Annotated in this window: 12 protein-coding genes; 6 read left to right on the plus strand and 6 right to left on the minus strand. The window is 61.1% G+C overall.

Going from position 1 to position 14,099, the window contains the following annotated elements:
* Nucleotides 1-128: 128 nt before the first annotated feature.
* The 6 genes from Q8X48_RS15805 to Q8X48_RS15830 all read right to left on the minus strand — a co-directional run bounded on the left by Q8X48_RS15805 (nt 129) and on the right by Q8X48_RS15830 (nt 6,803).
* Nucleotides 129-1,709 carry a FadD3 family acyl-CoA ligase gene (locus Q8X48_RS15805; RefSeq protein ID WP_407801102.1) on the minus strand — a complete coding sequence of 527 codons (1,581 nt, stop codon included), beginning with the start codon at nt 1,707-1,709 and terminating at the stop codon, nt 129-131.
* A 72-nt stretch (nt 1,710-1,781) separates the two neighbouring features.
* Nucleotides 1,782-2,528, minus strand: a complete 747-nt coding sequence (locus tag Q8X48_RS15810; RefSeq protein WP_095967411.1) for an SDR family NAD(P)-dependent oxidoreductase — start codon at nt 2,526-2,528, stop codon at nt 1,782-1,784.
* Between the two features lie 231 nt (nt 2,529-2,759).
* Nucleotides 2,760-3,842, minus strand: a complete 1,083-nt coding sequence (locus tag Q8X48_RS15815) for a 2Fe-2S iron-sulfur cluster-binding protein (protein ID WP_407801103.1) — start codon at nt 3,840-3,842, stop codon at nt 2,760-2,762.
* A 13-nt stretch (nt 3,843-3,855) separates the two neighbouring features.
* Complete coding sequence (locus Q8X48_RS15820; protein ID WP_015094272.1) at nt 3,856-4,611, minus strand: glucose 1-dehydrogenase; 756 nt, start codon at nt 4,609-4,611, stop codon at nt 3,856-3,858.
* Nucleotides 4,599-6,278 (minus strand): FAD-binding protein, encoded by a 1,680-nt coding sequence (locus Q8X48_RS15825; protein ID WP_407801104.1) that lies wholly within the window; start codon nt 6,276-6,278, stop codon nt 4,599-4,601. Before Q8X48_RS15825 ends, Q8X48_RS15820 begins: the two co-directional genes overlap by 13 nt.
* 9 nt (nt 6,279-6,287) lie before the next feature.
* On the minus strand, nt 6,288-6,803 hold the full coding sequence (locus tag Q8X48_RS15830; RefSeq protein WP_015094274.1) for a flavin reductase family protein: 516 nt from the start codon (nt 6,801-6,803) through the stop codon (nt 6,288-6,290).
* Nucleotides 6,804-7,644: 841 nt separating this feature from the next.
* Between Q8X48_RS15830 and Q8X48_RS15835 the strand changes: the two genes are divergently transcribed.
* The 6 genes from Q8X48_RS15835 (at nt 7,645) to Q8X48_RS15860 (ending at nt 14,093) form a co-directional block, all read left to right on the plus strand.
* Nucleotides 7,645-8,829, plus strand: coding sequence for a flavin-dependent monooxygenase (locus tag Q8X48_RS15835; RefSeq protein WP_095967406.1), 1,185 nt, complete (start codon nt 7,645-7,647; stop codon nt 8,827-8,829).
* A gap of 139 nt (nt 8,830-8,968) precedes the next feature.
* Complete coding sequence (locus Q8X48_RS15840) at nt 8,969-10,090, plus strand: LLM class flavin-dependent oxidoreductase (RefSeq protein WP_217835777.1); 1,122 nt, start codon at nt 8,969-8,971, stop codon at nt 10,088-10,090.
* A gap of 799 nt (nt 10,091-10,889) precedes the next feature.
* Nucleotides 10,890-11,249, plus strand: coding sequence for a DUF6124 family protein (locus tag Q8X48_RS15845; protein WP_407801105.1), 360 nt, complete (start codon nt 10,890-10,892; stop codon nt 11,247-11,249).
* Nucleotides 11,250-11,458: 209 nt separating this feature from the next.
* Nucleotides 11,459-12,586: a peptidoglycan recognition protein family protein gene (locus Q8X48_RS15850; protein WP_407801106.1), complete on the plus strand. Its 1,128-nt coding sequence runs from the start codon at nt 11,459-11,461 to the stop codon at nt 12,584-12,586.
* A complete protein-coding gene (locus Q8X48_RS15855; RefSeq protein ID WP_407801107.1) occupies nt 12,583-12,870 on the plus strand; it encodes a hypothetical protein in 288 nt (95 codons plus the stop codon). The genes Q8X48_RS15850 and Q8X48_RS15855 overlap by 4 nt, the downstream gene beginning before the upstream one ends.
* A 332-nt stretch (nt 12,871-13,202) precedes the next feature.
* The gene (locus tag Q8X48_RS15860; protein WP_407801108.1) at nt 13,203-14,093 is read left to right on the plus strand and encodes a VOC family protein; all 891 of its coding nucleotides are present in this window, start codon (nt 13,203-13,205) and stop codon (nt 14,091-14,093) included.
* Nucleotides 14,094-14,099: the final 6 nt, after the last annotated feature.

Below are 14,099 nucleotides of genomic sequence, written 5' to 3' on the forward strand. Positions count from 1 at the left end.
AAACCTGTGGGAGCGGGCTTGCCCGCGATGAGGGCGTCAGCTTCAACATTGATGTTGACTGACACACCCCCATCGCGGGCAAGCCCGCTCCCACAGGTAATGTGGCATTAACCAAATATCGCCGACGCTTAACTGACCGGCCGCAGTGCCCACTCGCGCAACACATTCTTCGTCACTTTCCCCGCCGCATTGATCGGCATGCTCTGCAGCACCTGCACCCGACGCGGCACCTTGTAATTGGCCATCTGCTCGCGGCACCAGGCGAGGAACCGCGCCTGCTCGATTTCCATTCCGGGCGCAGGCAACAGGAACGCCATCGCCACCTCACCCATGCGCTCATCGGGAATACCGATCACCGCGGCCTGGGCTACGCCCGGGTAGGTCAGCAGACACTGTTCGATCTCCGCCGGGTACACGTTGAAGCCACCGGTGATGAACATGTCCTTGAGGCGGTCGGTGATGCGCAGGTAACCCTGTTCGTCGAGCATGCCGATGTCGCCGGTGTGCAGCCAGCCGTCGGCGTCGAGAAGCTCCTGGCTGGCCTCGGGGTTGTTGAGATAGCCCTGCATCAGGTTGTAACCGCGGATCTGCACTTCACCGGGAGTGTTCGCCGGTTGGCTGCGGCCAGAATTGCCGACACACCGCACTTCCACCCCCGGCATCGCCCGGCCACTGGTGTTGGCGACCAGTTCCGCGGAATCACCGGAGCGGCAGATCGTGGCGAAACCGCAGACTTCCGTCAGGCCATACGCGGTGACGATGGTGGCGAATCCGAGTTCGTCGCGCATGCGGTGGATCATCTCCACGGGGATCGCCGCCGCCCCGGTCACCGCCACGCGCAAGGAGCTCAGGTCGAACTCGCTGCGTTGCGGATGGGCCAGCAACGATTGATACAGCGTCGGCGGTCCGGGCAACACGGTGATGCGTTCGCGCTGCACGCATTCAAGCACGGCCTGCACGTCGAACACTTGCTGCGGCAGGAGGGTGCAGCCACGCATCAATGCGGCCAGCCAGCCGGCCTTGTAGCCGAAAGAGTGGAAGAACGGATTGACGATCAGGTAGCGATCACTTTCGCGCAGCCCGACGATGTCGCTCCAGTCCCGTACGATGCGCAGGTTCTGGCCGTGGTTGGTCATTACGCCCTTGGGCTTGCCGGTGGTGCCCGAGGTGAACAGCACATCGGACAAGGCTTGCGGGCCAACGCTCTGTTCGCGGGTGCGCAAGGCCAGTTGCGGCACGTCGGCCGCCAGATCCATAAAACGCTCCCAGGCCAGAGTGCCCGAATTGGCGCCGCGCAGGCTGACGATGTGGCGCAGCTCAGGCAGGTCTTCCGACGCCAGCATGCCGGGGTAGTCCGCGCCGAGGAATTCGCCGATGGCAAACAGCACGCAGGTGCCGCTTTCGCGCAGGATGTAGCCGGCTTCGCTGCCCTTCATCCGGGTATTGAGCGGTACCAGGGCGGCGCCGACACTTTGCAGGGCGCCGGCGGCGACGATCCATTCCCAGACGTTGGGCGCCCAGATTGCCACGCGGTCCCCGACCTGTACGTCGAGGGCCAGCAGTGCGCGGGCAGCCTGGCGACGCAACTGGTCGAGTTGTCGGTAGCTGATGCTGTGGCCCGCGTCCTCGATGGCCGGGCGGTCGCCGTAGGCCTGGGCAGCGTTGGCGAACAGTTGAGCGATGGTCAGTGCGGTGGCGACAGGCGGCATGGGGCCTCCCCGGTTAGAAGACAGTTGCGAAAAAGGGAGTAGGCCGGGCAGGGCGCCCGGCCGGATTGCGAATTACTGGGCGGGCGGGGCGAAACGGCGACCGGCGGAGAAACCACCGTCCACGGCGATCATCTGGCCGCTGACAAAGGACGCTTCGTCCGAGGCCAGGAACAGCGCGACGTTGGCCACTTCTTCCGGTTGCCCGGAGCGGCTGAGCATGTGCTGCGAGGCGAAGAAGGCGTGGAACGCATCGTTGTCACGGACCATGCTGGTCATCGGCGTTTCGATCAGGCCCGGGCACAGGCCGTTGACGCGAATGTTGGCGTAGCCGTAGTCGATGGCCATCGAGCGGGTCAGCTGGTTGATGCCGCCCTTGGACACGTTGTAGGCCACGTTGCCGTCGCAGCCTTGCAGGCCGAAGATCGAACCGACGTTGATGATCGAACCACCGCGCTGTTCCACCATCGACGCCAGCGCGTACTTGCTGGTGAGCATGCTGCCGGTGAGGTTGATGTCCATCACCCGTTGCCAGTTGGCGGTGGTGGTCTGGGTCACGCTGCCCTGGTCGGCGACGCCGGCGGCGTTGACCAGAATGTCGATGCGCCCGAAGCGGCTGATGACGTCTTGCATGACCTGCTGGACTTGCGCTTCGTCGCGCACATCGAGAGTCATGAACAGGCCGGGGAAATCCGCCGGTGCGCTGCCGATGTCCAGCCCGACCACTTGCGCGCCTTCGGCGGCGAAACGGCGCACGCAGGCCAGACCGATCCCCGAAGCGCCGCCGGTGACCACCGCGACCTTGTTCTGCAAACGAGCCATAACTGCACCTCTTTATTGTTGTGGGCTAATGCTGGGGCCGAGTCTAACTGCAGACTTGGCCTGAGTGATCGTCCAATGAGACTAAGCAACAGTTCTCCCGTCCGGCACATTTCAACTGTAGGAGCGAGCCTGCTCGCGAAAAACGTCTGGGCACCACGGTCATTCAGACAGGGCGCGTTATCGTTGACGTCCATCGCGAGCAGGCTCGCTCCTACAGGGTTATGTGTAGCCTTAATCCGGGAATTTCAGGCGTACCCGGGCACCCGTCGGGCGGCTCTGGCAGGCCAGCGTCCAGCCGTCGGCGAGTTCCTTGGGGGTCAGCACGTCGTTGCGCGCCAGTTGGGTCTGGCCTTCCTTGACCACGCACATGCAGGCCCCGCAAAAACCTTCTTCACAGGAGGATGGCACGTCGAGGCCAGCCGCTTTGCAACTTTGCAGCAAGGTGTCGCCGGGTTTACAGGCAATTTCGTGTTGCTGGCCGTCGAGCTCGACGATCAGTGCTTCACAGTGCGAATCCATGGCCGCCGCTCGTGCCAGCGTTTCTTCGGCCAGCAGTTCATCGGGGTCCGGTGGCGAGACGAAACGTTCGACATGAATGCGTTCGGCCGCTTCGCCCAGTGCCAGCAGCGTGCGCTCCACGGTGTCCATGAAGGGGCCCGGCCCGCAGATGAAGTAGTCGCCGCCGGCCGATCCGTGCAGCAGATGACGGACCTGATGGTCCGTCAGGAAGCCCTGCACCGAATCGAGGACGTGCACCACGTGCAGTTGATCAGGATGCGCCTTGATCAGCTGGCACAGCTCGTCCTTGAAAATCACCGACGCCTCATCGCGGTTGGCGTAGATCAACTTGATCGGCCGCCGGCTGCCATGGAGCACTGATTTGAGAATGGAAAACACCGGTGTGATGCCCGAACCGCCCCCGAACAGGACCAGGGGCTTTTCGGTGTCCACCTGCGGGTCCAGGCAGAAATGCCCGGCCGGTGGCAGCACTTCCAGCCAGTCGCCGACCTGCACTTCGTTCATCCAGTTCGACACCCGACCGCCGTCGACCCGTTTCACCGTGACCTTGGGCAGTGGGTCCGCGAGGGGCGAGCTGGCCATGGAGTAGCAGCGGGTCAACAGTTTGCCGGCGAAGGGCACGCGAAAACTCAGGAACTGGCCCGGTTTGTAGCGAAAGCGCTCACGCAGGGTTGGCGGTACGTCCAGCACCAGCGAGCGCGCGTCAGCGGTCTCGTCGATCACCGCGCACACTTGCAATGAGACGCTTGCCGTCGTGTGTTCGGCCGGGGTCAGGTTCTGTTGTTGCGTGCCCATGTTCACCTCGACCTCAGAGCCCGCTGATCAGTTGGGCGTTGTCGACGCGGATCTCGGCACCGTTGACGAACCGCGACTCGTCGGTGGCGAGGAACAGCACCACGTTGGCAATGTCCCGTGGCGCCGCCATGCGGTTCATCGGGTCCTGGTCCAGCGCTTCCTGCGGGATCGGCTGACCGCCGGCCAGGGCCTGGGTCATCGGCGTGTTCACGCCATCGGGGTGCACGCTGTTGCAGCGGATGCGGTAGCCCTGCTGCTTGCAGTGCAGCGCAATGGAACGGGTCATCGCCGCCACCGCGCCTTTTGATGCCGAGTAGGCGCAGAACATCGGCATGGCGCCCAGGGCGGCGACTGACGACATGTTGATGATCGAGCCGCCACCGCTTTCCTTCATCGCCTGGATGGCGTACTTGCAACCGAGGAAGTAGCCGTCGCCGTTGATCTTCTGCACCTTCTGCCACAGCTCCAGGGTGGTGTCTTCGATGCTGCCCAGGGCCAGGATCGCGGCGTTGTTGACCAGTACGTCGAGGCGGCCGAAGTGTTCGACGGTGGTCTTGACCACGTGTTGCCAGTCGCTTTCGCTGGCGATGTCGTGGCGGATGAACAGCGCGTTGGCGCCGATTTCCGCAGCCGCCTGGCGACCGGCTTCTTCGTTGAGGTCGGTCAGTACCACTTTGGCACCTTCGCGGGCCAGCAGCAGGGCGTCTTCGCGACCAATGCCGCTGGCGGCGCCGGTGATGATGCAGACTTTGCCTTCTACACGTTGCATTGTTGTTCTCCTGATCGTGCGGTTTGAAGTGCGAATTGGTCGGCCACGTGGGCGGCAGCCCGGCGACCGGAATAGATGCAATCGGCCAGTGACAGGCCGGAGACATACAGGTTGGAGGCGACCCCGACCGCATTGCGGCCGGCGCTGTACAGGCCGTCTATTGGCTGGCCGGCAGGGTCCAGCACCCGACCGCTGGCCTCGCAGACTTTCAACCCGCCCAGGGTGATGACCGGGCAGGGGAACAGTTTGCTGGCGAATGAAAGATCGAGGGCGTACCACGGGCCCTGGTCGAGGTTGGCGAGCATCGCTGCGGACTTGCCGAATTCGTCGGCCACCTCGCCCCGTGCCGCGCGGGAATAGCGTTCGACACTTTGGCGCAGCAGTTCCGGCGGCAGGTTGCAGCGCTTGGCCAGGCCGGCGAGGCTGGTGCTGCGCTTGGCGTTGAACAGCAGGTTGAGGAGCACCGGCAGGCGCTGGAAATTCCATACCTTGCCGGGACCGACCTGACTCAATGCCTCACGTACCAGTGCGCGGTTGAGCACCAGAATGGCGCGGCCATCCTGTTCTTCGACCATGGCGTGGCCGAGGGTCGCGCCATAGATTTCTTCGTTGGCGTAACGTTGTCCGCGGGCATTGACGATCAGCCCGCGGGCCCAGGCCAGCGGCGGATTGATGAAACGCCAGGCGCTGATCTTGTCCATCCGTGCCACGCTGGCCCCGGCGCTCTGGCCCAGGGCGATGCCGCTGCCGTTGCACCCGGTGGCGCCCAGCGGCAGACCGGCCAGGTACTGCGGCGCGTGTTGGCGCACCAGATCACGATTGAAAATAAAGCCGCCACTGCTCAACAGCACTGCCTGTTCGGCGCGAATCAATTGGCGGATGGCGCTGGTCTGTTCGATGCGACGCTGACGGGCGCGCAAGCGGTCGGCCAAGGCCGGAGCGTACATATGAATGGCCGCGGCCCAGCGCGACAGGCGCGCATGTTGTTTGGCAGCGCGACTACCCGACGGCAACTGCCAGGCTTCGACGCCGAGGACCTTGTCGTCGAGGTCGAGCACCAGCCGCCGTACTTCGCACTGGCTGCGCAGGCGTGCGCCGTGGCGCAAGGCGCTGGCCTTGAGCGGGGCGAACAGACTGGCGCCGGACATGCCGGGGCCTTTGGTGCGGTGACCGCGGGGCGCTGGTTTGGCGCTGGCGGCATAGGCCGGCACGGCTTCGTTGCCCGAGTAATAAAGGTAGTACTGGTCGCTCGGGTACGAGGTTTTGTGCGGCGGCACGCTGGCTTCGAAGGCCGCGCCTTGTCGTTCCAGCCAGGCCAGTTGTTCACGGCTGCCTTCGCAGAACGCCCGCAATGTCTCGTGGCTGACGGCTTCGCCGACTTCCTGGCGCAGGTAGTTGAACATGGCTTCGCTGGTGTCTTCATAGCCAGCCTGGTGCTGATACGGCGTGCCACCACCGGCATAGACCACGCCACCGCTGAGTGCCGTGGCGCCACCGCCTTCGAAGCGATCCAGGGCGAGCACCGACAGGCCGCGAGTGCTGGCTTCGATGGCGGCGCAGGCGCCGGCTCCGCCAAACCCGACGATCAGCAAGTCGCAGCGGTCATCCCATGGCAACTGGTCGGCGCTGTTCACTCGCAACGCCGTCAACCGGTTCAGGCTGTCCATGTTCGGGCCTCAGCCAGCGGCTGCGAGAGAAGGTGCGGGTTTGGCGGTGGTGGTGTAGCTGCCGTCGAGGTAGACCAGCGGGGTGATGGCATCAGTGGTGTGGATCTGCAGGATGCGTCCGATGAACACGGTGTGGGTGCCGTAGCTGAAGTGGCCGTCCTGGCGGCAGAGAATCGCCGACTGGGCGTCACCCAGGTACGGAATGCCGCCGGGGCTGGTGAGCCAGTTGCCACGGTCGAAGCGTGCTTCGCCCTTGATCGCGCCGCTGCACAGGTTGGCCAGGTCTTGTTGGTCGACGCCGAGGATGTTGACGCAGAAGTCGGCGCCGGTCGCCAGTGCGGCGTGGGGCGAGGCGGTCTTGTTCACGCAGATCAGCAGCGATGGCGGTTCGGTGCTCAGGGAGTCGACCGCAGTGGCGGCCATGGCGAAGCGTTCGGAGCCGTTGCTGGTGCTGATAATGGTGACGGACTTGGCCAGGCGGCGCATGGCCTGGAGCATGTCGGCTTTGAGATTGGCGTCGTTCATCGCACTGGGCCTTTTTTGTTGGGGGTGGAGTGCGATGGATTCTTGCTCCGACGTCCAGTCGTCACATCGTCCGAGGGGACTAGGCCTTGGCGGCCTCTGGGTCGACCAGGCTGGTGGTTTGGGTTGTGTACATATCCGTTTCTGCGGTAACGGCGGCTGGCGGTTTCGCCCTTACGGCGAGTCACTTTTTTTACAAGCGCCTAAAAAAGGAAGCAAAAAACGCTCGCCCCTTACGTACGGCCCCTCGCTGAGGCTCGGGGTTCCTTCGCTCCGGTATTCATCCGGGGGCATTGCCCTCCGGTCGGCTTCGCTTCGACCTACATGCAATGAGTTCGACTGCGTCGAACGGCGCTGCGCGCCCATCCCCGGATGAACACCTGCGCTCAGCCTGCCGAGGGGGCGGGTGGATCAAGATCAAGAGCTGCAGGCGAGCTAACGCTCGGCCTGATGAGTGGTGAGAAGCGGCGCGGTGTGGGCTGCTCTGCTTTTGCTCTTCTGTGGGAGCGGGCTTGCTCGCGAAGGCGGTTGATCATTCAACATCTCTGCTGGCTGATACTCAGCTTTCGCGAGCAGGCTCGCTCCCACATTGGATCTGTGTTGCTCACAAATGCTGTGAACAACCCGGTTCCCTGTGGGAGCGAGCCTGCTCGCGAAGGCGGCCTGCCAGCAAACACCTCCCTTTCAGATACACCCCCCAGAGACCCGTTCCGCAATCCCACATGGTCCGTTTGAGGGATGCCCGCCGCTTTGCGCATTGTTTGAATGCCAGCGTAGGGGCACTACACCCGCCCCGTTGCACGCGCGCCCCGGCGGATGGGGTGAACAAAGGAGAACAATAAAAATGCTCAACCAAGACCTGATTCGCCAGCGTCTGAGCCAACGTGCCCGTGAGTTGGTGCCGATCCTGCGTGAACGCGCCCTGAATGCCGCGCAAGCCGGGCAGTTGCCTGAAGAAACCCTGAAGGATTTCCACGACGCCGGGTTCTTTCGCATCCTGCAACCGTCCCGTTGGGAAGGCTATGAGCTGGAGCCCAAGGATTTCTTCGACGTGCAGATGACCCTGGCCGAGGGCTGCATGTCCTCGGCGTGGGTGCTGGGGGTGGTGGCGATCCACAACTGGCAGCTGGCGTTGTTCGACGACCGCGCGGCGCAGGATGTCTGGGGTAGCGATTCCAGCGTGCTGATCTCGTCTTCGTACATGCCGGTGGGCAAGGTCGAGCGGGTCGACGGTGGTTTCAAGTTGAGCGGCCGCTGGGGCTTTTCTTCCGGCAGCAAGCACTGCGACTGGGCGTTTCTCGGTGCGCTGGTGCCGCCGGAAGAGGCGGGCGGTGCGCCGGATTATCGGACGTTCCTGGTGCCGCGCAGCGACTACCAGATTCTCGACAACTGGAACGTCATGGGCCTGGAAGCCACCGGCTCCCACGACATTCTGGTGGAAAACGCCTTCGTTCCCGAGTATCGCACCCATCGTGCGCTCGACGGTTTCATGCAGAACAGTCCGGGCAATGCGGTCAACACCGCGCCCCTATTCCGCCTGCCGTTCGGGCAGATTTTCGTGCGAGCGGTGTCGTCGTCCGCCATCGGTGCCCTGCAAGGCGCGGTGGATCAGTTTGTCGAGCACAACCGCGCCCGGGTCGGGGTCAATGACGGTCGCAAGATGGTCCAGGACCCGGCCGCGCAGTCGTCGCTGGCCAATGCCATGGTCTGCGTCGACGAGTGCAAGACCGTGCTGCATCGCAACTTTGCCTTGATGCTGGAGCGCGCGCAAAAGGGTGAGCCGTTGAGCATGCCCGAGCGGGTGAAGATGCGTTACGACTCGGCGCTGGTGGCCGACAAGTGCGCCAAGGCCGTTGGCGACCTGATGTTCAACAGCGGTGCTTCGACGATCTTCCGCAGTCACGCGATCAACCGTGCCTTCCGCGACATTCACACCGGTCGCGCCCACGTTGCCAACAGCCCGGCTAAGTACGCCTGGAACCTTGGCGGCGTGAGCATGGGGCAGGAAAGCAGCGACTTTTTCCTCTGACGCTTCCCTACAGCTCTTTTTCTATGAAACGGGCTAGTCCGTTTGCGTGATTCGAGCGCCCCGTCGATGCACGAGCATTGGCGGTAAGGCGAAGGTCTACGGCGCCGACTGCGCATCCAAATAAGCACAAGGATCAACCATGAAATTTTCCCTGATTTACGAAGCCCAGACGGTGGACTCAAGCCGCGAAGGCGACCGCAAGATTTTCGAAGACACGGTCGAGCAGGCCGTCCTCGCCGACAAGCTCGGCTTCGACACTTTCTGGTGCGTGGAACATACCGCGCTGAGCAACTACTCGCACATGTCCGCGCCGGAAACCATGCTGGCTTTCGTGGCCGGTAAAACCGAGCGCATCGGTATCGGCCACGGCGTGGTCTGCCTGCCTCCGGCGATGAACCACCCGGTGAAGGTCGCCGAGCGCATCGCCACCCTCGACCTGCTGTCCAAGGGCCGTGTGCACTTTGGCGTCGGCAAGGGCGGCACCCAGCAGGAAGCCGGCACCTTCGGCTACGACCTGGCGACCTTGCAGCCGCAGATCGACGAGATGATGTACTTGATCCCGAAAATGTTCGTGCAGGACGAGATCGAGCACAACGGCGACTTCGTGCAGATCCCCAAGCGTCCGATCCATCCAAAGCCTTACCAGGACCCGCATCCGCCGATGTACCTGGCGTGCACCAACACCGAATCGCTGAAGAATGCCGGCGGCCGTGGCATGGGCGCGTTGGTGTTGGGTTTCGGTGGACCGGAAGAAATCGCCAAGAAGGTTGAGGTGTATCACTCGGCCTACGACAACCGCGATGAGAAGAAGCAAGTGGGCTTCCGTCCTAACCGGCACATCGCCGCGCTGTGCCCGGCCATCGTGCTGGACGACAACGAAGAAGCGCGCCGCATCGGTATCCGTGGCCAGCGTTACTTCATGGAATCCCTGGGCTACTGGTACGGCGGTGGCGAGCGCCCGGATCCGCAGAAGTGGAAGGACGACACCTTCGTCGACGGCAACGGCCAGAGCGTGATCAAGTCGCGCTTCGCCTCCGAAGAAGTCAGCGTCGACTTCTCCGACCCGACCATGGCCATGATGAACCCGAACCACGCCTACGGCACCGTCGAAGATTGCATCGGCTACGTGCAGCGCCTGATCGACGCCGGCGCCGACGAAATCCTGTTCATCTGCCAGATGGGCACCGTGCCGCAGTGGGCGCAGCTCGAGACGCTGAAGAACATTGGCGAGAAGGTGATTCCGCACTTCCGCAAAGGTTGATGCCGGACAAGGCCTGTTGGTTAACGAATGTTCTCCATTCGGACCGAACCTGTGGCGAGGGGGCTTGCCCCCGTTCGGCCGCGCAGCGGTCGCAAAACAGGGTTGCACGGTTTTTCAGACATTCCGTGTCGCCTGGATTTTGGACTACTTCGTAGTCCAGCGGGGGCAAGCCCCCTCGCCACAGGATGCAGCACAAGGCTATCAATCCCATATGTTTCAGGCCTGGCACGGACGTCAGGCCAACTTTCCAACGGGTCCCCAAGGCCCGTTTTTTTATGCCTGCCGAATAAAGATTGAACACCGCATACCCCTTGTAGGAGCGAGCCTGCTCGCGATAAACCGGAGAACGCCGCGGGGTGTCAGGCTTTCAGCGTTATCGTTGACGACCACCGCGAGCAGGCTCGCTCCTACAGGTTATTGCGCAAGTTCGCGGCACCGATTTGGCCTTTAAACGGAGGTTGTTTAACGGCTGTCAGTGTTACTTGATGAAAGCTACACCGCCTTGCGTCGTTGCCTACAGGTACGCCAGAATCCGCCGGCTTGTGCGCCTTGGGGCCCCTCGGTAACTTGATTCGCGTCACTGCCCATCAGTGATCGGGTTTAGTCGCCCGTGGTCAATCGAAGCGCATTTGCATCCAGACAGTCAGGTCATTTCATGCCTGCACTTTATGGTAGCTGTGCGCAGGGCGCCTTCGGGCGCGCCGGTTTCGATTCTCCCCGGTCGACTAACCTGCGTACAGCTGCCACCTCTCGTTTAGTCGCAAGTCGGTGACGGCTCCACATTATTGGAGAGTCGTAAATGTTCAAGGTAACGCCCAATCCGCCGGACACCGATCCGGCATCCCCATACGAACCCGATTCCAAAAAACTAAACGAGGCCGCCGAGCGAGCCCTCGCTTACCACTTCCCTTCAACCGCCGACATCAAAGCCACCCCTCGAACCATCAGCACGCTGTTCAGCGTCGACCCCGGGGCCACGACCGAAACCCTGGTGGTCTATCTGGTCGAGACCCTGGCCTCGGTCGATGTGATGGTGCATCAACTGGTGGATCATCTGGAGGGCGGAGACCGCAATGCCCTGCTGGGTATTTCCAACAGCGTCATGCTCGCCGAACTCGCCGCGAACCGCGTGCTTGATCAAATCGAACCAGCCGCATAAACCCGCAACACCATTGCCCCCTGTGGGAGCAACCTCAATCCCACAGGTACTGCGGCACGGTCAAAATTGCGTAATCACAGCGACTCTTCCTACAGGGATTTCTGCACCTTGACTGAGTGGTCTATAGGCTGTTTATTCTGCGACCCTCTACAAGGAAATCGGCGCCCACCAATGTTGTTGGAGTGCGTCGTTATTAAGGAGGATGGTTTATGTGGATGCGCCTTATTCATCAGCGAGACCGCGAGCGTCAAGGTATTGGTTTCAATCAAATCGAATCGCCATTCTTTGCCGTGTCCAGAGTGCGAGAGGCGCTTCTGAGCCGCCGTGACGAGTTCTTGGGGCTGAATGATTTTTTACTGGCTCATGGACGTTCGCGTGGTCAGCTGACGTACGACGTTATTGAACGAATACTGACTACGGTGAAAGACGGCGATTGGCTGTTGGTTTGCAGTGACCCTTTCAGCCCGCTGAGTGAAGACACAACAGGTAACTATTCACGCATTGGAGTGCGCTGTCGTGTGGAGTCGTGGGATTATCCTCTTGTCGCTTCTGCCGACCAACGCAAGCCACCGTTGCCAAAAACCGAACTGGTCGCAAGCCCGCTACCTCAAGAACGCTCAAACATGGCTCAACAATTTGCTATCAAGGCGAAGGCGAGCGATGTCCTCTCCGACGAGCCAGCAACCCTTACTGCCATTACTGTCAACGATAGAGCTGCGATGAGAGAAACAATCATTAGGCTCGCCCGAAAAAATGGTCATGAATTTGTAGAAAGATCGTCCTGGGGAGCTCAAGAAGTAAAAGGCGAAATGGTCGACGACTGGGACTACTCGATGATCGCACTTCACCATGCGGGTAGAAGTGTGGGCTGTGGTTTCGGCGCAGGACAAATGCTTGCGATTCAGAGCGAGCATCAGGCCAAATTTGATGACATCGGTTACCACTACGGCATCGACTGTATGGGTAAAGTTTTTGAGGGACGGGACATCCGGTTCAAAGGCTCAAGCGTACATAACTACAACACAGGTGTTATTGGCATCGTTTTGCTGGAAAACCTGACAACCGCGGAAGAAGGTGGCGATATGGTTTCTATTGCCCGTCAGGCTCTTGAAACCATGCATGGCAATATGGACCAGGAAATCCCTGCCGTACAAATCGACGCGCTACTGAACTTGATTCAAGCTCTGACCAGTGTTTTCAGGGTGACTACTTTGGGTGGGCACCGTGAATTCCCCATGCAAGCCGGCGAAGGAAAAATTTGCCCTGGCAACATCGGGATGGACCTGGTGAGAGTCCTTCGAATCAAAACCCAACTCATGCAACCACCTTCATCATGAAACCGCTGCTTATTATTTTTCCGATCGCACTCTTCGCTGTCCTCTACATTGGCTTTTACGAAAAGATGGAAGACGCTTACCCGGAAAAAGTATTTTTCATCAAGAAAAGTCCGACACTACAGATGAAGTTTGAAAATATTTTCGCGTACGAATCAGATGACAAAAAATTGAGTGAGCTGAGCGATACGGAGCGACAGCTGGTCATCCAGTACTGCAAGTATCGGTTAGGTATAGCTACGATTTTGAAAAGCCAAAACGAGCTTGAAGAATGTAAGAAAAGATAAGTTTCATACCTTCGAACCTTCCTCAAACGGGCCTGTATGGCCCGTTTTCTTAGCCTGCACCAATGCCCTGTGGGAGCGAGCTTGCTCCAGGCGGCGATCCGACGATGGGGCCCTGTCATCAAACATCTCTGTTGACTGACACGCCGCCTTCGCGAGCAAGCCCGCTCCCACAGTTTTTAATGCGTGTACCCCGTCATTTCCGCTAGTCCCATCGGACGATGTTGCCCCTCCCCGAACCCGTTTGAATAGCTCCTACAAATAGCCCTTACATAAAGTCTCCCCCGGCACCAGCCGAAGGGCGGCACGGCCTGAGTAAAACGAGGAGTGCATCCATGGATATCCGCGGTCTGGGTTACGTCACCCTGTTATCCAGCGACCTGGCGCAATGGCGCCACTACGCAAGCCAGGTGCTGGGCATGATGGTCAGCGGCGACGATGAGCTTTTGTACCTGAAAATGGACGAGCGTCATTACCGCGTGCTGGTGCAGAACAGTGCCGAGAACGGTTTCGGTGCCTGCGGCTGGGAAGTGGCCGGCAAAGCGGCCCTGGAGCAGGCGGTCAGCGAGCTGCAACAGGCCGACGTGCAAGTGACCCGTGGCACAGCGGCCGAGGCCGAGCTGCGCAAGGTCCAGGAGCTGGTGCACTTCAGTGATCCGGATGGCAATCGCCACGAAATTTTCTGGGGCCCGCTGCAGGACTTTGCTCGCTTCGTTTCGCCGGTGGGCGTCAAAGGCTTTGTCACCAACGACCTTGGCATGGGCCACGTGGTGTTGCCGGCGCCGGCCTTCGAACGCTGCCGCGACTTCTACGAACAAGTGATGGGATTCGGCCTGTCGGACCTGATGAAAGTCCGCTTCACCCCGGACCCGGCCGAGCCACAAAAGCGCATCCACTTCCTGCACTGCAACAACGGCCGCCACCACTCGCTGGCGATTTTCGAGTGCCCGATGCCCCATGGCTGCGTGCACATGATGGTCGAGGTCAACGCGCTGGACGAAGTCGGCCGTGCCCTGGACCGCGTCCACGCCAACGGCGTGAAGCTGTCGGCCACCCTCGGCCAGCACACCAACGACCAGATGATTTCTTTCTATATCAAGACCCCGTCCGGGTTTGACCTGGAATACGGCTGCGACGGCCTGGTGGTCGACTGGGAACGCCACACGCCGTTCGAAAGCACCGTGGTCAGCCACTGGGGCCACGACTTCAGTGTCGGTCGCCAATGAGGAACA

Origin of the sequence: Pseudomonas sp. QLc11A (assembly GCF_052112305.1) — a bacterium.
Taxonomy (GTDB): Bacteria; Pseudomonadota; Gammaproteobacteria; order Pseudomonadales; family Pseudomonadaceae; genus Aquipseudomonas; species Aquipseudomonas laurylsulfatiphila.